This window comes from Allobosea sp. FG18 (genome assembly GCF_057809495.1).
On sequence record NZ_JBMDKB010000011.1, the window covers coordinates 134,454 to 158,249 of the forward strand.

The following is a 23,796-nucleotide window of genomic DNA, read 5'->3' on the forward strand; positions in this document are numbered from 1 at the left end:
CGTTTCCGCATCGGCCGGCAGCGTCAACGCATCCTTTGGCGCATACCTGACGATTCTGGAGCGAGCGTGCCGTTCCGGCGCGTGCTCAGTTCAGCCGCCACGCCACAAAACGCGTTCAAACCGCGGATTGGCCCGAGATTTTTTGAGCTTCCAACCACTTGGCGGGAAAATGGTGCCCAGGGACGGAGTCGAACCGCCGACACTGCGATTTTCAGTCGCATGCTCTACCAACTGAGCTACCTGGGCAAACCGGGAGCGGCGCGAGGCCGTCCGTGTTGGTGGGGGCGATATAGAGGCAGGCGCTCGGCCTGTCCAGTCACTTCAGCCGGCTTTCTTCAATACGGCGTCAACTGGCTCCAGGCCTGTGGATTGGGTGGCCCGAAATCGCCATTGCATGCCGACAACCAGCTCAGTTCAGGGAGAGCCCGCTGCCTCCCGGCATTCGCAGCGCCCGAGCACCGCCGCGAGGCGATCGATGGCGGCCAGCGCTGCGCGCCGGGCCTGCTCCGATTCGGCGATGGCAGCATGGCCATAGAGAAGCTTGGCGAACCCGATGGTGTCGTTCACCACCTGGAACGAGGCTTCTTGCAGCTCGCGGGTTTCGCGCAGCACATCATGGAGATGCGCAACGTGGGTTTCCGCGCTTTCCTGCAAAGCCTTCGCGTTGAGAAGGCCAGCCTTGAGCACGTCGGCGCGCAGCGCTTCGATGTCGCGCGCCAGCAGATCCTTCATCCAGTCAGCCATTGCCCCTCCGTCGAAGGAGATTGCTTCAAGAGGCCAAGCAAGCTTCAAACTATCACCGAAGGGGGATCGGCAGCAGCGTCAAACCTGCCAATTGGTTAGCCGGTCCTTTCCAACCGGACGGAGAGAAGAGACTATGGGGGCCGCCATCGCCACCGGGCTGGCGGCGTTATCGCGTCTCGCCGCCGCTTCCGGGATCGCGCTGCGTGATCAGCCGCGCGCTGCGATGGCCGCTGACATAGATCCACAGCCAGTTGAGTGCGACGGCGAGCCGGTTGCGCAAGCCGATCAGGAAGAAGATGTGGGCGATGCCCCAGATCCACCAGGCCAGGCGCCCGCGCAGCTTGATCCAGCCGAAATCGACGATGGCCGCGCGCTTGCCGATCGTCGCGAGATTGCCGGCATTCCGGTAGGCGAAGGATGGCGGGGCCGGTTTGCCTTTGAGCCGTGCCTTGATGAGGCCAGCGACATAGTGCCCCTGCTGCTTGGCCGCGGGAGCGATGCCGGGCACCGGCTTGCCGTCGGCGCCGGCAACGAAGGCGGTATCACCGATCACGAAGATGTCGGGTTCGCCGGGTACCGTGAGGTCGGGCTCGACGCGGACGCGGCCAGCCCGGTCGGCCGGCGCCTCCAGCCATTCTGCCGCTGGCGAAGCGGCGACGCCGGCCGCCCACAGAATGGTCCGCGCCGGCAGGACATCACCGCCGAGCATGATGCCGTCAGCGCGGCATTCGGAGACCGGCTGGCCCAGTCTGACCTCGACCCCGAGGCGGTTCAGCGCCCGCTCGGCATAGGCCGAGAGGTCCTCGGTGAAGCCGGCGAGGATACGCGGGCCGGCCTCGACCAGCACGACACGGGCGCTGCGTGTATCGAAATTGCGGAAATCACCGCGCAGCGTGTCATGCGCCAGCTCGGCGATGGTGCCGGCAAGCTCGACGCCGGTCGGCCCCGCCCCGATGATCACGAAGGTCAGCCATTGCGCGCGTCGCTCCGGGTCGGTCTCCCATTCCGCCTGCTCGAAGGCCGAGAGGATGCGCCGCCGGATCCGCGTCGCATCCTCCAGCGTCTTGACGCCGGGCGCATAGGGCTCCCACTCGTCATGGCCGAAATAGGCATGGCGGGCGCCGGTCGCGAGGATCAGCGTGTCGAAACCAATCGGCCGCTCGCCCTCCAGCAGCACCTGCTTGTTCGCCTTGTCGACGCCGGTGACCGTGCCGAGCAGGGTCGTGACGTTCTTGTGGCCGCGCAGCAGGAAGCGGATCGGCCAGGCAATCTCGGAAGTCGGCAGCGAGGCGGTCGCGACCTGATAGAGCAATGGCTGGAAGAGATGATGGTTGCGCTGGTCGATCATGGTGATCCGGACCGGAGCGCTGGCGAGATTGCGCGCGGCTTCGAGCCCGCCGAAGCCGGCGCCGACGATGACGACGTGATGCTCCGGCGTGGCGGTCATCGGCCCGGCCGCCGGTGAGAGATCGCGGCTTGTGAGGTCAGCATGCGGAGAACTCCCGCGACGGCCACTCGATTGTCCACCACAGCTTGCACCGATGGGGTCTCGGAACTCAATCCGTACCACGGACGGCGTTTCCGCCCTTCAGTCCTCGCGCTCGCGCTGCTGCGGCGCGCCCTCCTCCGCATCCTCGACGGGCTCGCCGGGAATCACATAGCTTCCCTTCAGCCAGCGGCCGAGGTCGATATCGGCGCAGCGTGGCGAGCAGAATGGCTTGAAGCGCGCAACCGCCGGCTTGCCGCAGATCGCACAGGGCTTCGCGGCCGGCGGTGCTTTGTCGGTGTCAGTCATATTTGAGCGTGATGCCTCCATCGACGACGAGTTCGATGCCGGTGATGTAGCGCGCCTCGTCGCTGGCGAGGAAGAGCGCGGCATTGGCCACGTCCCAGGCCTCGCCCATATGCCCCATCGGGACCTGCGCGGCGCGCGCGGCCCACATCGCATCGACATCGCCCTTGCCGTAGACGGCGGCGAGGCCGGCGGAATGCTCGACCATCGGCGTCTTCATCAGGCCGGGCAGGATCGCGTTGACGCGAATCTTCTGCGGAGCGAACTGCACCGCCGTCGTCCGGGTGAGCTGGTTGAGCGCCGCCTTGGTCGCGGAATAGCTGGCATAGGGCACGCCGGTATGGCGGATCGAGGCGATCGACGAGATGTTGATGATCGAACCGCCCTCGCCCGTTTCCGCGAACTGGCGCTGCATCACCGGGATGACATGCTTCATCGCCAGGAAGGCGCCGGTGAGGTTGACCCGGAAGACGCGCTCCCAGACCTCCTCCGAGAGATCGACGACGCTGCCGACCTCGGCGATGCCGACATTGTTGTCGAGGATGTCGATGCGACCATAGCAGCCGAGCGCCTGGGCGACGAGCCCGGCGACCTGCTCCGCCTTGGTAACATCCGCCTGCATGGCGAAGGCCTCGCCGCCCTCGTTGCGAATGATGCCGGCGGTCTCCTCGGCCGCGTCGCGGTTGATGTCGGCGCAGACGACCCTGGCGCCCTCGCGGGCGAAGGTCGTCGCCGTCGCCTTGCCGTTGCCCCAGCCCGGCCCGATCGACCCCGCCCCGGCCACGATCGCGACCTTGCCGCTCAGACGTCCCGTCATCTTCGCTTCCCCTTCATCGGCGCGTTCCAGCGCGGCGCGTTTCCCGGCGGCAGGATCGGCCGCGAGACGTGATCCGGCAACCCGCATCGGCGCCGTATCAGGCTGCGTTCATCCAGCCGAAGCGAATGGGGAAACCCTCTCCGCCGAGAAGATTGACCGTCTCGTAGAGCGGCAGGCCGACGACGCCGGTATAGGAGCCGACGAGCTTGACGACGAAGGAGCCGGCAATGCCTTGCACGGCATAACCGCCGGCCTTGCCGCGCCATTCGCCCGAGGCGAGATAGGTCTCGATATCCTCGGTGGAGAGGCGCTTGAAGCGCAGGCGCGTCTCGACGATGCGGTCCCGGATCGTGCCGGACGGCGTCACCAGCGCGACACCGGTATAGACGCGATGCGCGCGGCCCGAGAGCAGGCGCAGGCAGGCGGCCGCCTCATCAACGATCTCGGCCTTGGGCAGGATGCGCCGGCCGACGGCGACGACCGTGTCGGCTGCGAGGATATAGCAACCTTCGAGATCGGCACGGGCCTTGGCGCCCTCGCACGCAGCCTGAGCCTTCTCGCGCGCCAGGCGGCGGGCGAGATCGCGCGGGCGCTCGCCCTTCAGCGGGCTCTCGTCGAGATCGGCGGGCAGCAACGCGTCCGGCTTCAAGCCAGCCTGCTCCAGCAGGGCGAGGCGGCGCGGCGAGGCCGATGCGAGAACGAGCATCGGCCGCCAGCCGGGATGTTTGGGAGTGGAGAAAAGGCTCAACAGGCTGCTCGACAGAATTAAGGTGCCGGGGAAGATCGGCACCGGATCAGCCTTTAGAGCATTTCCGCAGCCCGATAAATCCATCCGGAGAGGCAGCGCCGACGAGGTGCCACCCATTTGGGCATCCAGCCCGGCTGCCCGAAATCCGGGCGGGAGGCTGGTATACTAGGCATTGCCAAGCCGGGCCGTTGCCGGCAGACTTCCCTCCCCTCGGCGCTCCGCTCTCTGGTGACGCCGATCTATTGGAGTTTCCCTCATGGCCCTACCGCGCAAATCGACGGGCTCCGCCCTTGCGACCGGGGCGGAGGCGCAGGTTCTCGCGGCCCGCGTGATGTCCATGCATGCCGAAGCCGGCCTGACCATCGCCATGCGGATGCCGCTTCTGATGAAGGGCGCCTTCGGCGACAGCCACGGCCAGCGCGAGGCGACCAAGGCCGTGACGGAAAAGGTATCGGCCGTGCTCGAGAGCAGCTTTGCCGCGACGCAGGCAACGACGGCCTTCTGGTGGGGCCTCGCCTTCAACCCGTTCGGCCAGTTCGATCTCACCACGGCGGCGGTCAAGGCTGCCGACAGCACGCTGGAGCCCTTCGCCCGGCGCACCCGCGCCAACGCGGCGCGCCTCAGCGGCTATCGCCGCTAGAGCATCGCGCGTCCTATCGGACGCGACAATGATGATCTAGCGCATTGTTATCGCATCGGATTGATCCGATGCTAAGCTTCTACTGACGATCAGATCTGGCTTTCAGGCGCGGCTTCCGTCGCGGGAACCGACGCTTGCTGCGCGTGCGCGCGTTCCAGCTTGCGGTAGCGCGCGACGCTTACAGGAATGAGCGCGAGATAGGCCACCACGACGACCGTGAGAACCTCGAAGGTGTAGGCGAAGAGCAGGCCAGCGACGATCACCACGGCAACGAAGATCGGCAGCACCTGGGTGCGCGGAATGCGGGTGCCGAGCGTCTTGCCGGCATAGCAGGGGATGCGCGAGATCGTCAGGAAAGCGATGAACAGGATGTAGATGCCGACAGGGAGCGCGCCGTATTCCTGCACGGGCACGCCGATCATGTGCAGATAGACCGGCAACATGGCCGTGATCGCACCGGCGGGAGCCGGCATGCCGACGAAGAAGTTCTTCTGCCATTCCGGCCGGTCGGGATCGTCGATCATCACGTTGAAGCGCGCGAGCCGAAGCGCCATGGCGCAGGCCAGCGTCAGCACGATGATCCAGCCGAACGACTTCAGGTCGTGCAGGACGAAGATCCACAGGACATAGCCGGTGGCGACGCCGAAATTCACGAAATCGGAGAGCGAATCGAGCTCGGCGCCGAAGCGCGAGGTGCCCTTGAGCATGCGGGCCAGACGGCCGTCGACACCATCGAGCGCCGCCGCGATCAGAATGCAGATCGTCGCCGTCTCGAGCTTGCCCTCGACGATCAGGCGCATCGCGGTGAGGCCAAGGCAGAGCGCCAGCAGCGTGATGACGTTCGGCGCCAGAAGCCGGAAGGGAATCGGCTTGAAGCGGGCGCGCCTGGATTCGGCGCGCTCGGGCTCGAAGGGAGGAAACAGGTCGCTCATGTCAGCCGGAATACGCGGTTTTGAGGGCGCAGGCTAGGCGCCCGCGCGTGTCATCCCGCGCGCGCTGCGGCGCAAAGTGCCGCTGCGCAGATGCGGGATCGTCATCAGGATTGGGTGTTCTTCTCGGGAGCGTTGGGATCGGGCGCCCCTTTCGGGGAGCGGTCCCGTGTCTGCGCAGCGGCATTCGCATGCCGCAGCGCGCACGGGATGACACCGCCTCTTTGGGCGCTTGCCCTCAGATGTCGCGGAAGCTGCGCGCCACCGGCTCGTTGCCGCTCAGGTCGGCCAGCACGGTTTCGCCGGCGATCATGGTCTGGCCCTCGCCGACCAGCGGCACGACATGGGACGGCAGATAGACGTCGACGCGCGAGCCGAAGCGGATCAGGCCGAAGCGCTCGCCGGTGCCGAGCACGTCGCCTTCCTTGACGAAGGGCACGATGCGCCGTGCGATCAGGCCGGCGATCTGGACGACGCCGACGATGCCGGACTTGGTCTCGATCGCCAGCGCGTTGCGCTCGTTGTCGTCGCTCGCCTTGTCGAGTTCGGCATTGAGGAAGAGGCCGGGCGTATAGGCGATCTTGGCGATGCGGCCGGGCACCGGCGCACGGTTCACATGGCAGTCGAAGACGTTCATGAAGATCGAGATGCGGGTCATCGGCTCGGCCGGCAGCTCGAGCTCCGGCGGCGGCAGCGACTGCGCGATCTGGCTGATGCGCCCGTCGGCCGGCGAGATCACCAGCCCCTCGCGTTGCGGCGTGACGCGGACCGGATCGCGGAAGAAATAGCAGATCCAGATCGTGATGATCGCGCCGATCCAGCCGAAGGGCGACCAGAGATTGGCGAGGATGATCGTCGCGACCAGGCCGATCGCGATAAAGACATAGCCCTCCTTGTGGATGGGCACGATCACCTTGCGGACGGAATCGACGAGGGACATAGCGGTTTCCGTTAGGCTGTCGGCGCCGGGCGCACGGGAATGACATGGTCGCCGTCGAAGGCCGGCGGCGAACGTTGCGCTGATTTAGGGCGTTCCAGCGCGAAGGGAAAGCCCCGGCACGCGCCGGTGAACGGCGCGCGATGTCGCGGCCTTTCCGGTCAGGCTACCCGGTGCGGAACCTGGACGAAGCGCGCCGCCGCCTTCCAGGTCAGCAGGGCGAAGACCACAAGCACGATGCCCTGGGCGATGCCGAAGGGCGGCTCGGACTGCGTCGGGGCCAGCGCACGCAGGGCCGGAACCTTCGAGAAGAGCTGCGCGACGAGCACGAAGATCAGCAGGTAGAAGGACAGCACGGCCATGATCGCATAGATCCGGCGCCAGCCATCCTCCAGCCTGCGCCCATAAAGTGCGTAGGCCGCGATCGCGACCAGCACGATATGGATCGCGCCGACGACATGCGACGGCAGCACGCCGTTGAACGGGAAGCCGAAGCCGGTCGCACTGGTGGCGAAGGCCGTGGAGAGGAAGATGCCGGTCCAGCCCGGCCGCGTATGTCCATGGAGCAGTCCGACCGTGACCGGAAACCCGGCCACGATGGCGATCAGGCTCAGCCAGGTGTGAAAACCTACGAATGTGGTCGGATCGAACATGGCAGCCCCCCAGCTTCACCCTGCCGGGGCAGCATGCAGGAAACGGACCGCAGTTGCGAGCGGTTTCAAACTGGTTGATGGGAGGCGCCGATTGCCCTTGCCGTCATGGTCGGGCTTGTCCCGACCATCCACGTCTTCACTGCTGCAGAGCCCTGTTCAAGACGTGGATGCTCGCCACAAGGGCGAGCATGACGGAGATGGCTGATCCAGCTTCTACGACAGCGTCACCCGGACGCTCTCGCCCTCGGCCTCGGTCGCGCGCTGGAGCGTGGCCTTGGCCTCGTCGACCTCGCGCTGGCGGTTCCACATCGCGGCGTAGACGCCGTTCGCCGCCAGCAGATCGCGGTGATGGCCACGCTCGACGATCTGGCCCTTGTCGAGCACGATGATCTCGTCGGCATTGACCACGGTGGAGAGCCGGTGAGCGATGACCAGCGTCGTGCGGCCCTCGCTGACCCGGTCGAGCGCGTCCTGGATTTCCTTCTCGGTGAAGGAATCGAGTGCCGAGGTCGCCTCGTCGAGGACGAGCACCGGCGGCCCCTTCAGGATGGTGCGGGCGATGGCGACGCGCTGCTTCTCGCCGCCGGAGAGCTTCAGGCCGCGTTCACCGACCGAGGTCGAATAGCCCTCGGGCAGCAGGCGGATGAAGCGGTCGATCTGGGCGAGGCGTGCGGCCTCCTCGACCTCGGCCGTCGTCGCCTCGGGGCGGCCATAGAGGATGTTGTACTCGATGGTGTCGTTGAACAGCACCGTATCCTGCGGGACCATGCCGATGGCGGCGCGCAACGAGATCTGCTGGACATCGGCGATCGGCTGGCCATCGATCAGGATGCGGCCGGCCTGCGGTTCGTAGAAGCGGAAGAGCAGGCGCGAGATCGTCGACTTGCCGGCGCCCGACGGACCGACGATGGCGACGGTCTGGCCCGGCAGGACCTTGAACGAGACGCCGCGCAGGATCGGCCGCTCCGGCACATAAGCGAAATGCACATCCTCGAAGGCAACCTCGCCAGCTGGCACCGCCAGCGGCTTCGCGCCCGGCTTGTCCTGGATCTCGGGGTCGCGGCCGATCAGCGAGAACATCTGGGCGATGTCGAGTGTCGCCTGCTTGATCTCGCGATAGACGGTGCCCATGAAGTTCAGCGGTAAATAGAGCTGGATCAGCATCGCGTTGATCAGGATGAGGTCGCCGACCGTGTTGGTGCCGGCCTGGAAACCGCGCACCGCCATCACCATCGAGAGCGTCAGCCCCACCGCGAAGATCGCGGCCTGGCCGAAATTGAGCCAGGCCAGCGAGGTATAGGACCTGATCGAGTTGCGCTCATAGCGCGCCATCGACTGGTCGTAGCGGGCGGTCTCGCGAGCCTCGGCGCCGAAATACTTCACCGTCTCGTAATTCAGCAGCGAGTCGATCGCCTTGGCATTGGCGTCGGTATCCGACTCGTTCATCGCCGAGCGGATGGCGATGCGCCACTCCGTCGCCTTGATGGTGTAAGTCATATAGGCCGTGACCATCGTGACCAGCACGACGACATAGCGCCAGTCGAACAGATAGAGCAGCACCGTGATGATCAGCACGACCTCGATGATCACCGGCACGAGCTGGTTGAGGCCGAGGCGGACCATCTCCTCGATGCCGTTGCGGCCGCGCTCCAGCACGCGGGTGAGCCCGCCCGTCTTGCGCTCGAGATGGAAGCGCAGCGAGAGATGGTGGAGATGGCCGAAGGTCTGGAGCGCCAGCGTCCGCACCGCATGCATGAAGACCGGGGCGAAGATCGCGTCGCGCATCTGGACGAAGGCCGCCGCGCCGACGCGGGCGAGACCGTAGAGCACCGTCAGCGCCAGCGGCGCGCCGACCAGCCAGGGCAGCCATTTCTCAAGATTGGAATAGGAGCCGGCCAAGGCATCCGTCACCCATTTGAAGGTGAAGGGCACGCCCATCAGCACCAACCGCCCGCAGAGCATCAGAGCGAAAGCTGCGACGACGCGCGTGCGCAGGTCGGCACGCTCCGCCGGCCAAAGATAGGGCCAGAGCGCACGGAAGGTGGCGAAGAAGCCGGACCCGGGCTGGATCACGGCAGAGCGTTGGAAGCTCGGCGCCGGAGGCGGCGCGGACGGCGCGGACATTTTCAAACGATTCCAGTTAGAGCGCCCATATAGACGCAATCGGACGCCATTGCATGGGAATGTCGTTGCGTGGGGAGCATGCGGCAGCTCGCCCGAAAGCTGCCTTGCCATCGCCCCATCCCAGGTATCTGATCCCGGCTCTGGCGCTCGACGTCCGCCATCAGGGAAGGAAACACCATGAAGGCTCAACAGCTTGCAGCCGCCGGGGTTGGCATTACCGCCGCGCTCGTCCTCGCTCTGCCTGCCGTGGCGCAGAACTCTCGACCGCATCCGCAGATCACGATCACCAACCAGCGCACCGTGCCGCTCAGCAATTTCGCGATCGCCACGCCCGGCGATCAGCCGCGCCTCGTCGCCAAGCTCGCCAAGCCGCTGGCGCCCGGCAAAAGCGTTGCGCTGAAGCTCAACAAGCCGCAGGGCTGCGCCTATACGGTGCAGGCGAAATTCGAGGACGAAGCCGAGAGCGACGCCGACATGGACCTGTGCAGGGACCGCGTGATCCGGCTGACGGAGTAGGATTGGCGAGCCCGCCAAGCAGCGCCCTTCTCCCCTTGCGGGAGAAGGTGCCGGCAGGCGGATGAGGGGTCTCGCGACGGTCATCGCCAGCCACAGACCAAGCTTCCGAACCTGTGCGACCCCTCATCCGGCCCTGCGGGCCACCTTCTCCCGCAAGGGGAGAAGGGAAGGCTCCGGTCACGCCGTCGCGCCGGCCTTGACCAGCTTGTAGGTGATCGAGTCGACCAGCGCCTGGAACGAGGCGTCGATGATGTTGGCGCTGACGCCGACCGTGGTCCAGCGCTCGCCGGTCTCGTCGCCCGACTCGATCAGGACGCGGGTCACGGCATCGGTGCCGCCCTGGAAGATGCGGACCTTGTAGTCGACGAGGCGCAAGCCCCCGATCAATGACTGGTAGCGTCCGAGATCCTTGCGGAGCGCGATATCGAGCGCATTGACCGGGCCGGCATCGCCCTCCGCCGCCGAGATCAGCACATCGTCGCCGACCTTCACCTTCACGATCGCCTCGGAGAAGGTGACGAGCTCGCCCAGCGCATTGTAGCGCCGCTCGACATTCACGGCGAAGCGCTCGACCGCGAAATAATCCGGGACTTCGCCGAGGATGCGCTTCACCAGCAGGAAGAACGAAGCGTCAGCGCCCTCGAAGGCATAGCCCTGCGCCTCCTTGTCCTTGACCTCCTGCAGCACGCGGTTGAGGCGCGGATCGTCGCGGCCGAGCGTGACGCCGATGCGCTCCAGCTCGGCGACGAGATTCGACTTGCCGCCCTGGTCGGAGATCAGGACCTTGCGGGTGTTGCCGGTCGCCTCGGGCATGACATGCTCGTAGGTGCGCGGGTCCTTCAGCACGGCCGAGGCGTGGATGCCGGCCTTGGTCGCGAAGGCCGAGGCGCCGACGAAGGGCGCGTGCCGGTTTGGCGCCCGGTTCAGCATCTCGTCGAGCGCCCGCGAGACATGGGTCAATTCGCCGAGCTGATCCTCGCTGACGCCAAGTTCGAAACGGCCGCGATAGCGCTCCTTGAGCTTCAGCGCGCCGATCAGCGTGACGAGATTGGCATTGCCGCAGCGCTCGCCGAGCCCGTTGAGCGTGCCCTGGATCTGGCGCGCGCCGGCCTCGACCGCCGCCAGCGAATTGGCGACCGCGCAGCCGCAATCGTCATGGGCGTGGATGCCGAGATTGTCGCCGGGCACGGTCTTGGCGACCTCGCGCACGATGGCGCCGACTTCGTCGGGCAGCGTGCCGCCATTGGTGTCGCAAAGCACGACCCAGCGGGCGCCGGCCTCATAGGCCGTGCGGGCGCAGGCGAGCGCGTAATCGGGATTGGCCTTGTAGCCATCGAAGAAATGCTCGCAGTCGAGCATCACCTCGCGGCCGGCGGCTTTTGCTGCCTCGACGCTCTCGCGGATGCCGGCGAGGTTCTCCTCCAGCGAGATCTCGAGCGCGACATGGACATGGTAGTCCCAGCTCTTGGCGACGAAGACGATGGCATCGGCCCTCGCCTCCAGCAGCGCAGCGATGCCGGGATCGTTGGCGGCCGAGCGCCCTGCCCGCTTGGTCATGCCGAAGGCGGCGAATTTCGCCTGCTTCGTCGCCTTCTGCTCGAAGAAGGCGGTGTCGAGGGGGTTCGCGCCGGGATAGCCGCCTTCGACATAATCGACGCCGAGCCGATCGAGCAGCGCTGCAACCGCGCGCTTGTCGTCGAGCGAGAAATCGACGCCCGTGGTCTGAGCGCCGTCGCGCAGGGTCGTGTCGAAGAGATGGACGCGGGCCGCGCTCATCGTCCCCGCCTCAACTTGAAGCGGACGACGCGCGGCACGACCATGGCCAGCATGACCAGCTTGATGGCGAAGGAGAGCGAGCCCGCCGGGCGGATCTTGGGGGTCATCGCTTCACCTCCCAGCTGGTCGTCGGCTCGCCGGTGGCGGGGTCCTTGCCGTCCTTGAGCGCGATGCCCATCGCGGCGAGCTCATCGCGGAGGCGGTCGGACTCGGCGAAGTTCTTCGCACGGCGGGCATCGAGGCGGGCGACGATCAGGCGTTCCACCTCGGGCGCGACGACGGCAGGCGCCGCCACCTCCGGCAGAGCGATGCCGAGCAGATCGAGACCTGCCAGCAGCGCCGGCAGGTCACCCGCCTTGCGCAGGGCATGCAGCTCAGCCAGCACGCGGGCGGTATTGAGATCGTCCGCCAGCGCATCGAGCAGTTCGGCCGAGGGCTTGGAGGCCACCGCGCCCTGCGCCGCTTCGGCCCAGTCCTGCAGCGTCTTCTCCGCCTCCTCCAACGCCTTCACCGTCCAGTCGATCGGCTGGCGGTAATGCGTCTTGAGCATCGCAAGGCGCAGCACCTCGCCCGGCCATTTGCGGCCACCGAACACATCCGTCTCCAGCAGTTCGTTGATGGTGACGAAGTTGCCGAGGCTCTTCGACATCTTCTCGCCTTCGACCTGCAGGAAGCCGTTATGCATCCAGATATTGGCCATAAGCGGCTGCCCTTCCGCTCCGCCAAAGGCGCAGCAGGACTGGGTGATCTCGTTCTCGTGGTGCGGGAAGACGAGATCGATGCCGCCGCCATGGATGTCGAAGACGTTCTTCATGGGATCGTCGCAGGCGAGCCCGCCTCCGAAGGGGGTCAGCAGCTTCGCCATCGACATGGCCGAGCATTCGATATGCCAGCCGGGACGGCCGGGCGTCGCGATGCCGGCCGGCGACGGCCAGCCGGGGTCGATGCCGTCGCGGCTCGGCTTCCACAGCACGAAATCCATCGCGTCGCGCTTGTAGGGCGCGACATCGACACGGGCGCCGGCGAGCATCTCGTCGAGCGAGCGGCGGGCGAGCGTGCCGTATTTCGGTGCCTTCACGAGATGCGCCACGGCCGGGACATGGAAGAGCACATGCTCCTCGGCGACATAGGCGACGCCGCGCGCGATCAGGCGCTCGATGATCGCCTTCATCTCCTCGATATGCTCAGTGGCGCGCGGCTCCGTCGTCGGGCGCAGCGTGCCGAGCGCATCGATATCGGCGTGGAACTGCGCCGTCGTCGTCTCAGTGACCTTGGCGATCGCCTCGTTGAGCGGCAGGCCGGGATAGTCGCGCGCCGCGCGGGCGTTGATCTTGTCGTCGACGTCCGTGAGGTTGCGGGCATAGGTGACGTGCTCCGCCCCGTAGATGTGGCGCAACAGCCGGTAGAGCACGTCGAAGACGATGACCGGGCGGGCATTGCCGATATGGGCGTAGTCGTAGACCGTCGGGCCGCAGACATACATGCGCACGTTCGACGGATCGATCGGCGCGAAGTCCTGCTTCGTCCGCGTCAGCGTGTTGTAGAGCCTCAGGGTCGGCGACATCGGGGCGAAATCCTGGAACGAAACGAACGGCGAAATACGAAAGGGCCAACCTGGCCGCTGGCCGGGGGCGCTTTTGTCGGTTCGTTTTTCAGGACGAGGACGTGAGCAGCCGGCCAGCGAAAGCTAGCGGCAAATAATGCAAGGGCTGTTGATGGCGGCTCGCGTCATGATCGGAACTGATTGCCTTTCCGCGCGCTTTCCGTCAAGAGGGCGCCCGATTGCTGCATTGCAGCATTGCCTCAGAATTGCCGCGGTTCATTCAAATTTAACCGGCCGGAACCATCCTCCCGATTCGCGGGTTCTGCGCCCGCAACCCATCAGGAACCCAAATTCATGCGCCGCGCCGTGGCTCTCGTCGGACTGCTCGGGATCGTTGCCGCCGGCATCTCGCTGTCGGTCATGCCGACCAGCCATACGGCCGCTGCCGCGAACGAGCCGCGCACCTTCCTGATCCCGGCCAGCGACGGCTACGGCGTCGCCGACTGCATCTCGTCCAAGGCCGAATGCGGCAAGATCGTCGCCAATGCCTGGTGCGAATCGCAGGGCTTCGGGAAGGCGGTCGCCTTCGGCGTGGCCGCCCGCGAGGACTTCACCGGCTCGGTGACGAAGCAGAGCCCGGCCCAGACTGCCGAGCAGCCGCTCAGCATCACCTGCGGCGAGTAAAACAAGCCCATCATCGACCGAGCCCTCATCCTGAGGAGCGCTCCGAGGAGCGCGTCTCGAAGGATGCTTCAGGAGGCTCTGGAGATAACTGGAACATCCTTCGAGACGCAGCCTATGGCCGCTCCTCAGGATGAGGGCTGGTACATTCCCGGCCCCGTTTCGTGGCGAGCGCCCGGCCTCACCGAATCCATTCCGAGCACTTCGGCGGCTCGCCCGACGCGCCCCAGGGCATGAGCGGCACGGTCGAGGTCGAGTTCTGCGGGGAACCGTCGATCAGCTTGTCGGTATAGACGAGATAGACCAGCACGTTGCGCTTGGCGTCGCAGCCGCGCACGATCTGCATCTTCTTCCAGACCAGCGAGCGGCGCTCGCGGAAGACGACGTCGCCCTGCTCGGCCTTCTCCTTGAACTTGATCGGGCCGACCTGGCGGCAGGCGAGCGAGACCTCCGAGACCTCCTCGGCGACGCCGAACATGCCGGACATGCCGCCCTTCTCGGGCACGGTATAATGGCAGGCGACGCCCTCGACGATCGGATCATCGACGCCATAGACGGCGAGCTTGTCGTTCGGCGTCAGCATCTTCCAGACGGTCGATTTCCTGAAGATCAGGTCTTCCTGCGCCGTGGCCGGCGACAGCATCATTCCCGGCAGGGTGAGGGCCAGAGCGGCCAGGACCCAACGACGAAGCAGCATTCCCATTCTCCCGGCGCGTTCCAGCGTGGCGCCGGTCAGGATATGGGAAGTCGGGCAGCGGCGCACCAGAGCTTTGCGCCGCACAATATCGGTCAGGCGTAAAGCCGCTGGTCTCAACCCGTCAGCGGCTTGAAGACGAGATAGGCGGCCACGAGCGCGCCGATCACGCCGAGCGCGAAGAGAACCAGCTTCAGACGCGTCATCGTGCTGGCGAAGGCGACATTGCCGCCATCGACCTGCGGGTAGCGATCGAGCAATCGCGCCACGGCGAAATTCTCGGCGACATCACAGAGTCCGCCCAACAACCAGCCGCCGCCGCAGAGCGCCGCCACCCACCAGGGCTGGCCGCGCAGACTGAGCCCGGCGACGAGCAGGGCGCCGACGATCGCATAGGTGAAGGCGCAGGCGACATCGGCCGGCAGGACACGGTTGCGGTAGCGCGCGCGCCTGTCCTCGCCATAGAGCGTGAACAGCTTCTCGACATCGGCGACGCTGTAGCCGTCCCAGTCGCTTTCGAGCATGCGCGGCACGCCCTGCCGGCTCGACCAGACGCCGACCGCCCAGAACAGCACCACCACCAGGACCGGCCCCCAGATGAAGAAGGCCAGCGGAATGGTGGTCGAATAGAACGGCACGGTCTCGATCATGGCGTCTCGGTTCTCGCGTCTGGCATCGGCCTGAGGTTATCCGGCGGCCCGGCTGCCGCCAAGCCGAGACAACCGGAACTGGATTAGCTGTGGGGCAGAATTTCCTGCTCGATCGCGCCGAAGATCGAATGCCCGGAAGCATCCTTCATCTCGATGCGGACGGTGTCGCCGAAGCGCAGGAACGGTGTCTTCGGCCCGCCCTGCCGGATCGTCTCGACCATGCGCTGCTCGGCGATGCAGGCATAGCCCAGCCCGCCCTCGGCCACGGGCCGGCCCGGGCCGCCATCGGCGTCGCGGTTCGAGACCGTGCCGGCGCCGATCACCGTGCCGGCCGAGAGGCGGCGCGTCGCGGCGGCATGGGCGATCAGCGTGCCGAAATCGAAGGTCATGTCGGCGCCGGCATCAGGCTTGCCAAAGAGCGAGCCGTTGACCTGCGCCAGCAGCGGCAGATGCAAACGCCCGTCGCGCCAGGCACCGCCCAATTCGTCCGGCGTCACCGCGGCCGGCGAAAAGGCCGAGGACGGCTTCGACTGGACGAAGCCGAAGCCTTTCGCCAGTTCGCCGGGAATCCGGTTCCGCAAGCTCACGTCGTTGACGAGCATGACGAGGCGGATGCACCGGAGCGCCTCCTCACGGTTCGCGCCCATCGGCACGTCACCGGTGACGACCGCGATCTCGGCCTCGAAATCGATGCCGTCCTCCTCGCTGCGGGCCTGCACGGCCTGGCGCGGGCCGAGCGAGGCGTCGCTGCCGCCCTGATACATCAGCGGATCGGTCCAGAAGCTTTCGGGCATGGTGGCGCCCCGCGCCTTCCGGACGAGATCGACGTGATTCACATAGGCCGAGCCGTCGAGCCATTGATAGGCGCGCGGCAGCGGCGCGGCGCAGTCATGTTCATGGAAGCGGAAAGACGGGACCGAACCGTGCTCCAGCCCCTCGGCGAGATCGGCGAGGCGCGGAGCGTGGCGATCCCAATCGTCGAGCGCTGCCTGCAGCGTCGGCACGACCGGAAAGGCGTCGGTGGCGCGGGTCAGGTCCCGCGAGACGACGACGAGACGGCCGTCACGGCCATGCGCGAGCGAGGCGAGCTTCATGTCTTTTCATTCCTTCCCGGACGCGCCAATAAGGGCATAACAAGCCCTCGGGAGGAAACCATATGGAACGTCGCAGCTTTTTGAAATCGGGGGCGCTGGCCGCCGCCGCGACGACGGTCGCGATGCCCGCGATCGCACAGTCGCAGCCCGAGGTGAAATGGCGCCTGACGTCGAGCTTCCCGAAGTCGCTCGACACGATCTTCGGCACGGCGCAGCAGTTCTCGAAATATGTCTCCGAGGCGACCGACGGCAAGTTCGACATCCAGGTCTTCGCGCCCGGCGAGATCGTGCCCGGCCTGCAGGCGCTCGATGCGGTCTCATCCGGCACGGTCGAATGCGCGCATTCGCCGACCTATTTCTACATCGGCAAGGACCCGACGCTGGGTCTCGGCACCGGCATCCCCTTCGGCCTCAACGCCCGCCAGCAGCATAGCTGGTGGTATTTCGGCGGCGGCGAGCAGATCGTGAACGGCGTGCTCGACCGCTTCAACGCCTATTCGATCCCCTGCGGCAATTCCGGCTGCCAGATGGGCGGCTTCTTCCGCAACGAATTGAAGAGCATCGACGACCTCAAGGGCCTGAAATTCCGCATCGGCGGCATGGGCGGGGCAGTTCTGGCCAAGCTTGGCGTGGTGCCGACGCAGATCGCGCCGGGCGACGTCTATCCGGCGCTGGAGCGCGGCACGATCGACGCGGCCGAGTTCGTCGGCCCCTATGACGACGAGAAGCTCGGCTTCATCCGCGTCGCCAAGTACTATTACTATCCCGGCTGGTGGGAGGGCGGCGCCATGCTGCACCTGATCATCGGCAAGGACGCCTGGAACAAGCTGCCGAAGCACTATCAGGCAATCGTCCAGAACGCCTGCGAGGCGGCCAACAACTGGATGCTGGCCAAATACGACTTCGTGAACCCGGGTGGGTTGCGCCGGCTGGTGGCCCAGGGCGCGCAACTCAAGGCGTTCCCGCTGCCGGTGATGGAAGCGGCGCTGAAGGCGGCGGAGGAATACTACGCCGAGACCAGCGCCAAGAGCCCGGATTTCAAGAAGGGCTACGATTCGATGGTCGCCTTCCGCGGCGAGAATCTGCTCTGGTGGCAGGTCGCGGAACTGTCCTACGACTCGTTCATGAACAGGCTGAAGGCGCGCTGAGGCGCGCCTTCCTCCTCGCCATGACGACGAAACCACCCACCGATCCCGAGGCCAAGGCGCTCCATCTGGAGCGTTTCCTGCCCTATCGCCTCAATGTCGTCGGCACGCTCGGCGGCCGCGCGCTCGGCCGCATCTATGGCGAGCATTTCGGCATCGGCATCCCGGAATGGCGCGTGGTGGCGCAGCTCGGCGAGTTCGGCAAGCTGACCTCGCGCGACATCGGCGAGCTCGCCCAGATGCACAAGACCAAGGTCTCGCGCGCCGTCGGCGAGCTGGAGAAGCGCGGCCTCGTCTCGCGCGCCGAGAACCGGCAGGACCGGCGCGAATCCTTCGTCGCGCTGACGCCGGCGGGAAAGCGCATCTACGACCAGATCGTGCCGCTGGCACTGGGCTTCGAGGCGCGCTGGATCGAGGGCATCGCGCCCGACGAGCTCAAGGTGTTCGAGCGCGTGCTCTCGACGTTGACCGAGCGCGGCCGGCATCTCGCCGGAAACTATCGCGAGGAAGACGGGGCTTAGCTCCTCCCTCTCCCCGCTGCGGTCATCCCGGACAAGCCGCGAAGCGGCGCCGATCCGGGATCCATGCCGGAACGTTTCCGATGAAGGTTCAGGCATGGATCCCGGGTCTCCGCTTCGCTTCGCCCGGGATGACATGTCGAGGGTGAGCGACTCGGCAGAGTTTCCTAGAAATACCGCGCCAGGTTGCGCCTGATGCGCTGCGCCGGGTCCTCGCCCTTCGGCGGATATGCGAAAGCCGTTCCGGTAATCGCCTCATAGGCACGGACGTAGACCGCAGAGGTCTCGTCGATCAGCTCCTGCGGGATCGGCGGCAGGTCCTGCGTATAGGGGTCGCAGCGTGCCACGACCCAGTTGCGCACGAAATCCTTGTCGAAGGATTCGGGCTTGCCCCCGGCGGCGAAGCGCTCGGGATAGCTTTCGGCGAACCAGTAGCGGCTCGAATCCGGCGTATGGATCTCGTCGGCCAGCATGATGTTGCCCTCAGTATCGGTGCCGAACTCGTATTTCGTGTCGGCGAGGATCAGGCCGCGCTCGCGGGCGAGCTTCTGGCCACGGGCGAAGAGCGCCAACGCATAGGCCGAGACCGTGTCCCATTGCTTCTGCGTCAGCAACCCCTCCCCGACGATCTGCTCGGCCGAGAGCGGCTCGTCATGGCCGCCGTCGAAGGCCTTGCTGGTCGGGGTGATGATCGCCTGCGGCAGCGCCTCGTTGTCGCGCAAGCCCTCCGGCAAGGTCATGCCGTACATCTCGCGCCGGCCCTGCTTATACATCGTCAGGATCGAGGTCCCGGTCGTGCCGGCGAGATAGCCGCGCACCACCATCTCGACCGGCAGGATCTCCAGCCGCTTGCCGACCACGACATTCGGGTCCGGATATTCCAGCACATGGTTGGGGCAGATATCGGCGGTCTGCTCGAACCAGTAGCGCGCGGTCTGCGTCAGCACCTGGCCCTTCAGCGGAATCGAGGCGATCGCCCGGTCGAAGGCGGAGAGCCGGTCCGTCGAGATCAGGATGCGGCGATTATCGGGCAGGTCGTAATTCTCGCGGACCTTGCCGCGATAATAATTCGGCAGCTCGGGAATGACGGCTTCGTGAAGAGGCAGATAATCGGACATGGGCGGGGCTTGCCTCATTGGCGCTGCACGGAAGGCCGGCGCGGCCGGGCCGCTGCCGCAGGTCTTCTAAAGCACGCGCCGATCCGACTGCAACGCAGTCGGATCGGATAACGCGTTCTCTCACTCAAGTTTGGAGACGGATTCACCAATCAGGTTGAATCAACCTGATCGGACCCGGCTCCAGCGAAAGCGGTAGTTTTCCACCACCGCGACGGCGCGCGCTTCCCCGCATTGCTGCGCTTGTCCGAATATGGCATGCGAAGCTCCGTGATGGAGCGTCCCCGCGGCCTTTCAGGCGAGGCTCCGCTCCATAGTTCCGTCGTGTTTGGCGGGTGTTCTAGACCACAGTTCCCGAACAGGGCCGGCCTGCCGGCCCGACTATGGATGACGTGACCCGACTTGCGATGATGCTGCGACTGTCCAGACGCTTCGGCATGGCCCTTCTGATGCTGGCGGCCCTCAGTGGCACCGCCATGGCGCAGTCGGCGTCGTGCAATGCCTGGCGCGCCGAACTGGACAGCCTTCAGGGCCGCAGCGGCGGCGATCCGCGCGCCGCGCAGGCCGCGCAGCGCGTGGGCGCCCAGCTCGCGCAGTTGAGCAACCAGTACCGCTCGATGGGTTGCGACCGCGGCTTCAGTTTCTTCGAATCGCCGCCACCGCAATGCAATTTCGTCCGCCAGCAGATCGGCCAGTTGCAAAACCAGTACGGCGCGTTGCAGCGCCAGGCCGAAGGCGGCGGCATCGAACAGCGCCGCGCCCAGCTGGCCGCGGCGATCAACAACAACTGCCGGTCGCAGCCACGCGGCTTCTTCGACACGATCTTCGGACGCGATCCCGGCCCCGGCGAGATCGATTCGACCTTGCCCGAGCTCGATCCCGAGCAGCCGACCGAGCCGGCGAAGCCGCGTCTGGGCGGTCCGCAGACCGTCTGCGTGCGCACCTGCGACGGCTACTTCTTCCCGCTCTCGAACAACACCGGCAATGGCGACGAGATGTGCCAGGCGCTGTGCCCGGGCACCGAGACACTGGCCTATGGCATGAGCGCCGGCGGCGACATCCAGAACGCCGCCTCCCGCTCGACCGGCCAGCCCTATTCCTCGCTGGCCAATGCCGGGAAATACACCCGCAGCTTCGACGCCGCCTGCACCTGCCGCGGCCAGGGGCAGAGCTGGTCGACCGCCCTCCGTGACGCCGAGTACCTGCTCGACAAGCGCAAGGGCGACGTCATCCTGAGCGAGCAGCGCGCGGCCGAACTGTCGCGCCCGAAGGCCGACCCCAAGCGCAAGGGCGCTGCGGCCGCCCAGCCGGCGCCGGCGCCGATTCCGGCCATCCCCGACGAGAAGCCGATGCCATCCGAGGATTCACCGACTGCCGGCACCGAGTCGGCAGGCGTCGGCCCCGTCATCGTCGGCGAGAAGGTGCTCGACAAGAAGGACGGGCTGAAGAGCGAATCGGGCAGCGCCACCGGCGAGCGCCGGACGGTGCGGATCGTCGCACCCAATCTCGCGCCCAATCTGGGCCCGCAGGTCGCGCGGCCCTGAATGCAAAAAGCTCCATGCGCACAGCGCATGGAAGACCACCTGCGAACGGCGCGATGATTTCTGGACGCATGACTGGATCGGCAGCATAAGAGGCCATCCAAGCCGCCTCCGGGAGGCCGCCAGACCCGTCCCACGGCCCCTTCGCGCCGTGCGCCCGCTTCTGACGCTCCCCAGCTCAGAAGGCCGCCATGTCCGAGACGACAGCGACATCTCCCACCCATCCCATCCAGTTCGACGACGCCAAACGCCGGCTCAAAGCGATCTTCATCGGCTCGGTCGGCAATCTCGTCGAGTGGTACGATTTCTACGCCTATACGGCTTTCGCGCTCTATTTCGCGCCGCATTTCTTTCCGTCGAACGACCCGGTGGTGCAGCAGCTCAACGCAGCGACGTTGTTCGCGGCCGGCTTCATCGTGCGTCCGCTCGGCGGCTGGCTGTTCGGACATATCGCCGACCGCTATGGACGGCGCCTGTCGCTGACCGTCTCCGTCCTGATGATGTGCTTCGGCTCGCTGATCATCGCATTGACGCCGACCTATGCCACGATCGGCTTCGCGGCGCCGGCCTTGCTGGCGCTGGCGCGCATCATCGAAGGCCTGAGCCTCGGCGGCGAATACGGCGCCTCGGCAACCTATCTCTCCGAGATCGCCGACCCCGAACATCGCGGCTTCTATTCCAGCTTCCAGTACGTCACGCTGATCGGCGGGCAGCTCACCGCGATCCTGGTGCTGCTGCTGCTCCAGAACGTCTTCCTGACGCATGAACAGCTCGTCGCCTGGGGCTGGCGCATTCCCTTCGTCATCGGCGCGCTCCTGGCGATCACCGCCATGTTCATGCGCCGCCATATGCACGAGACCGAGTCGTTCGAGGCCGCCAAGAAGAGCGGCATCAAACGCGAGAGCTCGCTGCGTGGCCTGCTGAAATATCCGCGCGAGGTCGCGATCGTGGTCGGCCTGACGGCCGGCGGCACCGCGGCCTTCTACACCTTCACCACCTATATGCAGACCTTCGTGCGCCAGACGGCCGGCTTCTCCGACATCACCACGACCTATGTCATCGCCGGCTCGCTGATCTTCGCCGCTGCGCTGCAACCGATCTACGGGCTGATCTCGGACAAGATCGGCCGCAAGCCGATGCTGATCTTCTTCGGCGTCTGCGGCACGCTGTTCACGGTGCCGCTGCTGACGACGCTCGCCGGCACCAAGTCGCCCTGGATGGCCTTCCTGCTGATTTCAGCAGCCTGGATCTTCGTCGCCGGCTACACCTCGATCAATGCCGTGGTGAAGGCGGAGCTGTTCCCGACCGCGATCCGCGCCACCGGCGTGGCCGTGCCCTATGCGCTCACCGTCTCGATCTTCGGCGGCACGGCGCCGGCCATCGCCCTGTTCTTCAAGCAGCAGGGCCACGAGCAGTGGTTCTATTACTACCTTGCTGGCATCATCTTCCTCTCGTTCCTGGTCTATTCGACGATGCGCGACACGAAGCACGCCTCGGCGATGGAGCGGCACGAGTAAGGAGGGGGCGTCCGGAGCCTTGTCATTCCGGGGCAGGCCGTTAGGCCTGAACCCGGAACCCACAACCGGGCGAGCCCTTGATGACGGCGTCTTGAAGCGCTTCACCCAGTCGTGGGTTCCGGGTTCGAGCGCTACGCGCTCGCCCCGGAATGACAAAGGTTAGATCGTCAGGCGCTTTCGCCCGCCAGCCGCTTCAGCGCCTTACTCCGGCCGATCAGCGGCAGCAGCGCGGCGAGTTCCGGGCCGTGATCAAGCCCCGTCAGCGCCTGGCGGAGCGGCATGAACAGCGCCTTGCCCTTGGCTCCCGTCGCGGCCGAAACAGCCTGCGTCCAGCTTTTCCAGGTCGTGACATCGAAGGGCTCGGCCGGCAGCAGCCCGGCCGCGGTCGCGGCAAAGCCGGCATCGGCGATCACAGGCGCGATCGGCCCCTGCACCACGCGCCACCACTGAGCCGCCTCGTCCAGCTTGGCAAGATTGCCGCGCACGGCCTGCCAGAACGCCTCGTCGGCCGCGACGCCCAGCGCCGCCAGCCGATTGGAAACAGCAGCGAGCGGTAACTGGTGCAGCGTGCGGGCGCTCAGCGTCTCCAGTTCGTGCTCGTCGAATTTGGCCGGCGCGCGCGAGACATGGGCGAGCTCGACGAGGCCGGCGAGTTCGTCGAGGCTCGCGACCGGACGCACGGCATCGGAGGTGCCGACCAACGTCGCCAGCGCCGCCACGGCCAACGCCTCGACGCCAGTCTCGCGCAAGCCGCGCAGCGAGAGATGGCCGAGGCGTTTGGACAGGCCTTCGCCGCTCGCCGTGGTCAGCAGGTTGTGATGCCCGAAGGCAGGCAGGCTCGCGCCGAGCGCCTCGAAGATCTGGGCCTGGACGGCCGTGTTGGTGACATGGTCCTCACCGCGAATGACATGGGTCACACCGGTCTCGATATCGTCGACGACGGAGGGCAGCGTGTAGAGATAGCTGCCGTCCTCGCGGACCAGGACCGGGTCCGAGAGCGAGGCGCAATCGACGTGGGAAGCACCGCGCACCAGATCGTCCCAGGCGACCTCGCGCGGCTCCAGCAGGAAACGCCAGTGGGGTTTACGCCCCTCCGCCGCGAAGGCGGCCTTCTGCTCGGCTGTGAGCTTCAGCGCGGCGCGGTCGTAGATCGGCGGCAGGCCACGGGCGAGCTGGCGCTTGCGGCGGCGATCCAGCTCGTCGGCCGTCTCATAGCAGGCATAGAGCCGCCCTGCCCCGCGCAGCTTGTCGGCGGCGGCGTCATAGATCGCCAGCCGCTCGGACTGCCTGATCACCTGATCGGGCACGATGCCGAGCCAGCCGAGGTCCTCGGCGATGGCATCAGCATATTCCGCCTTCGAGCGGGCGATGTCGGTATCATCGTAGCGCAGCAGGAAGCGGCCGCTGTGCCGGCGGGCGAACAGCCAGTTGAACAGCGCCGGCCGGGCGTTGCCGATATGGAGATAGCCGGTGGGCGACGGCGCGAAGCGAACCAGAGGCGAGGTCATGGCCGGCTTATGGCGCGTTTGCCGGCGGGCGACAATCCGGCACTCAAACCGAATTCCCCATCGTTAACCCGCCATTAGGGTTACCAAGGCATGAATTGTCCCCGGAGCGAGGTG

At 66.3% G+C, this 23,796-nt stretch carries 23 protein-coding genes and 1 tRNA gene; 7 read left to right on the forward strand and 17 right to left on the reverse strand.

Annotation, left to right across the window (positions count from 1 at the left end; translation table 11 throughout):
- Nucleotides 1-170 precede the first annotated feature (170 nt).
- The 6 genes from ACODTJ_RS14220 to ACODTJ_RS14245 form a co-directional block, all read right to left on the reverse strand.
- Nucleotides 171-246 (reverse strand) — tRNA-Phe (locus ACODTJ_RS14220).
- Nucleotides 247-414: 168 nt separating this feature from the next.
- Nucleotides 415-744: a hypothetical protein gene (locus ACODTJ_RS14225; protein ID WP_454657560.1), complete on the reverse strand. Its 330-nt coding sequence runs from the start codon at nucleotides 742-744 to the stop codon at nucleotides 415-417.
- 166 nt (nucleotides 745-910) lie between these two features.
- Nucleotides 911-2,191, reverse strand: a complete 1,281-nt coding sequence (locus tag ACODTJ_RS14230) for an NAD(P)/FAD-dependent oxidoreductase (protein WP_454657561.1) — start codon at nucleotides 2,189-2,191, stop codon at nucleotides 911-913.
- Between the two features lie 141 nt (nucleotides 2,192-2,332).
- On the reverse strand, nucleotides 2,333-2,539 hold the full coding sequence (gene yacG / locus ACODTJ_RS14235; RefSeq protein ID WP_454657562.1) for a DNA gyrase inhibitor YacG: 207 nt from the start codon (nucleotides 2,537-2,539) through the stop codon (nucleotides 2,333-2,335).
- A complete protein-coding gene (locus ACODTJ_RS14240) occupies nucleotides 2,532-3,353 on the reverse strand; it encodes an SDR family NAD(P)-dependent oxidoreductase (protein ID WP_454657563.1) in 822 nt (273 codons plus the stop codon). Before ACODTJ_RS14240 ends, yacG begins: the two co-directional genes overlap by 8 nt.
- A 97-nt stretch (nucleotides 3,354-3,450) precedes the next feature.
- Nucleotides 3,451-4,059: a Maf-like protein gene (locus tag ACODTJ_RS14245; RefSeq protein WP_454657564.1), complete on the reverse strand. Its 609-nt coding sequence runs from the start codon at nucleotides 4,057-4,059 to the stop codon at nucleotides 3,451-3,453.
- Between the two features lie 298 nt (nucleotides 4,060-4,357).
- On the opposite strand from ACODTJ_RS14245, the gene ACODTJ_RS14250 reads away from it, so the two are divergent.
- A complete protein-coding gene (locus ACODTJ_RS14250; protein WP_454657565.1) occupies nucleotides 4,358-4,741 on the forward strand; it encodes a hypothetical protein in 384 nt (127 codons plus the stop codon).
- 89 nt (nucleotides 4,742-4,830) lie between these two features.
- On the opposite strand, the gene ACODTJ_RS14255 is transcribed toward ACODTJ_RS14250, so the two are convergent.
- From ACODTJ_RS14255 to ACODTJ_RS14270, 4 genes are all read right to left on the reverse strand, one after another.
- On the reverse strand, nucleotides 4,831-5,673 hold the full coding sequence (locus tag ACODTJ_RS14255; RefSeq protein ID WP_454657566.1) for a CDP-alcohol phosphatidyltransferase family protein: 843 nt from the start codon (nucleotides 5,671-5,673) through the stop codon (nucleotides 4,831-4,833).
- A gap of 235 nt (nucleotides 5,674-5,908) precedes the next feature.
- The gene (locus ACODTJ_RS14260) at nucleotides 5,909-6,694 is read right to left on the reverse strand and encodes a phosphatidylserine decarboxylase (RefSeq protein WP_454659016.1); all 786 of its coding nucleotides are present in this window, start codon (nucleotides 6,692-6,694) and stop codon (nucleotides 5,909-5,911) included.
- Between the two features lie 74 nt (nucleotides 6,695-6,768).
- Entirely contained in the window at nucleotides 6,769-7,260 is a 492-nt protein-coding gene (locus ACODTJ_RS14265) for a hypothetical protein (RefSeq protein ID WP_454657567.1), read from the reverse strand.
- A 213-nt stretch (nucleotides 7,261-7,473) separates the two neighbouring features.
- Nucleotides 7,474-9,384, reverse strand: coding sequence for an ABCB family ABC transporter ATP-binding protein/permease (locus tag ACODTJ_RS14270; RefSeq protein WP_454657568.1), 1,911 nt, complete (start codon nucleotides 9,382-9,384; stop codon nucleotides 7,474-7,476).
- A gap of 177 nt (nucleotides 9,385-9,561) precedes the next feature.
- Here ACODTJ_RS14270 and ACODTJ_RS14275 point away from each other — a divergent pair, with 177 nt between their 5' ends.
- On the forward strand, nucleotides 9,562-9,900 hold the full coding sequence (locus tag ACODTJ_RS14275; protein ID WP_454657569.1) for a hypothetical protein: 339 nt from the start codon (nucleotides 9,562-9,564) through the stop codon (nucleotides 9,898-9,900).
- Nucleotides 9,901-10,077: 177 nt separating this feature from the next.
- Here the strand turns inward: ACODTJ_RS14275 and cimA are convergent, their stop codons facing one another.
- Nucleotides 10,078-11,676 carry a citramalate synthase gene (gene cimA, locus ACODTJ_RS14280; RefSeq protein WP_454657570.1) on the reverse strand — a complete coding sequence of 533 codons (1,599 nt, stop codon included), beginning with the start codon at nucleotides 11,674-11,676 and terminating at the stop codon, nucleotides 10,078-10,080.
- 103 nt (nucleotides 11,677-11,779) lie between these two features.
- Nucleotides 11,780-13,240, reverse strand: coding sequence for a cysteine--tRNA ligase (gene cysS, locus ACODTJ_RS14285; protein ID WP_454657571.1), 1,461 nt, complete (start codon nucleotides 13,238-13,240; stop codon nucleotides 11,780-11,782).
- Nucleotides 13,241-13,573: 333 nt separating this feature from the next.
- Between cysS and ACODTJ_RS14290 the strand changes: the two genes are divergently transcribed.
- Nucleotides 13,574-13,903, forward strand: a complete 330-nt coding sequence (locus ACODTJ_RS14290) for a hypothetical protein (protein WP_454657572.1) — start codon at nucleotides 13,574-13,576, stop codon at nucleotides 13,901-13,903.
- A 178-nt stretch (nucleotides 13,904-14,081) separates the two neighbouring features.
- Here the strand turns inward: ACODTJ_RS14290 and ACODTJ_RS14295 are convergent, their stop codons facing one another.
- The 3 genes from ACODTJ_RS14295 to ACODTJ_RS14305 form a co-directional block, all read right to left on the reverse strand.
- Nucleotides 14,082-14,597, reverse strand: coding sequence for a CreA family protein (locus ACODTJ_RS14295; RefSeq protein WP_454657573.1), 516 nt, complete (start codon nucleotides 14,595-14,597; stop codon nucleotides 14,082-14,084).
- Nucleotides 14,598-14,710: 113 nt separating this feature from the next.
- A complete protein-coding gene (locus ACODTJ_RS14300) occupies nucleotides 14,711-15,244 on the reverse strand; it encodes a hypothetical protein (protein ID WP_454657574.1) in 534 nt (177 codons plus the stop codon).
- Between the two features lie 83 nt (nucleotides 15,245-15,327).
- On the reverse strand, nucleotides 15,328-16,338 hold the full coding sequence (locus ACODTJ_RS14305) for a fumarylacetoacetate hydrolase family protein (protein WP_454657575.1): 1,011 nt from the start codon (nucleotides 16,336-16,338) through the stop codon (nucleotides 15,328-15,330).
- 62 nt (nucleotides 16,339-16,400) lie between these two features.
- Between ACODTJ_RS14305 and ACODTJ_RS14310 the strand changes: the two genes are divergently transcribed.
- Nucleotides 16,401-17,486: a TRAP transporter substrate-binding protein gene (locus tag ACODTJ_RS14310; RefSeq protein ID WP_454657576.1), complete on the forward strand. Its 1,086-nt coding sequence runs from the start codon at nucleotides 16,401-16,403 to the stop codon at nucleotides 17,484-17,486.
- A 20-nt stretch (nucleotides 17,487-17,506) separates the two neighbouring features.
- On the forward strand, nucleotides 17,507-18,004 hold the full coding sequence (locus ACODTJ_RS14315) for a MarR family winged helix-turn-helix transcriptional regulator (RefSeq protein WP_454657577.1): 498 nt from the start codon (nucleotides 17,507-17,509) through the stop codon (nucleotides 18,002-18,004).
- Nucleotides 18,005-18,168: 164 nt separating this feature from the next.
- On the opposite strand, the gene ACODTJ_RS14320 is transcribed toward ACODTJ_RS14315, so the two are convergent.
- Nucleotides 18,169-19,119 (reverse strand): phosphoribosylaminoimidazolesuccinocarboxamide synthase, encoded by a 951-nt coding sequence (locus tag ACODTJ_RS14320; protein ID WP_454657578.1) that lies wholly within the window; start codon nucleotides 19,117-19,119, stop codon nucleotides 18,169-18,171.
- Between the two features lie 389 nt (nucleotides 19,120-19,508).
- Here ACODTJ_RS14320 and ACODTJ_RS14325 point away from each other — a divergent pair, with 389 nt between their 5' ends.
- Together ACODTJ_RS14325 and ACODTJ_RS14330 are read left to right on the forward strand one after the other, a co-directional pair.
- A complete protein-coding gene (locus ACODTJ_RS14325; RefSeq protein ID WP_488849202.1) occupies nucleotides 19,509-20,660 on the forward strand; it encodes a DUF2865 domain-containing protein in 1,152 nt (383 codons plus the stop codon).
- Between the two features lie 188 nt (nucleotides 20,661-20,848).
- Nucleotides 20,849-22,174, forward strand: coding sequence for an MFS transporter (locus ACODTJ_RS14330; RefSeq protein WP_454657580.1), 1,326 nt, complete (start codon nucleotides 20,849-20,851; stop codon nucleotides 22,172-22,174).
- Nucleotides 22,175-22,341: 167 nt separating this feature from the next.
- Here ACODTJ_RS14330 and gltX read toward each other — a convergent pair whose 3' ends face one another.
- Nucleotides 22,342-23,682: a glutamate--tRNA ligase gene (gene gltX / locus ACODTJ_RS14335; RefSeq protein WP_454657581.1), complete on the reverse strand. Its 1,341-nt coding sequence runs from the start codon at nucleotides 23,680-23,682 to the stop codon at nucleotides 22,342-22,344.
- Nucleotides 23,683-23,796: the final 114 nt, after the last annotated feature.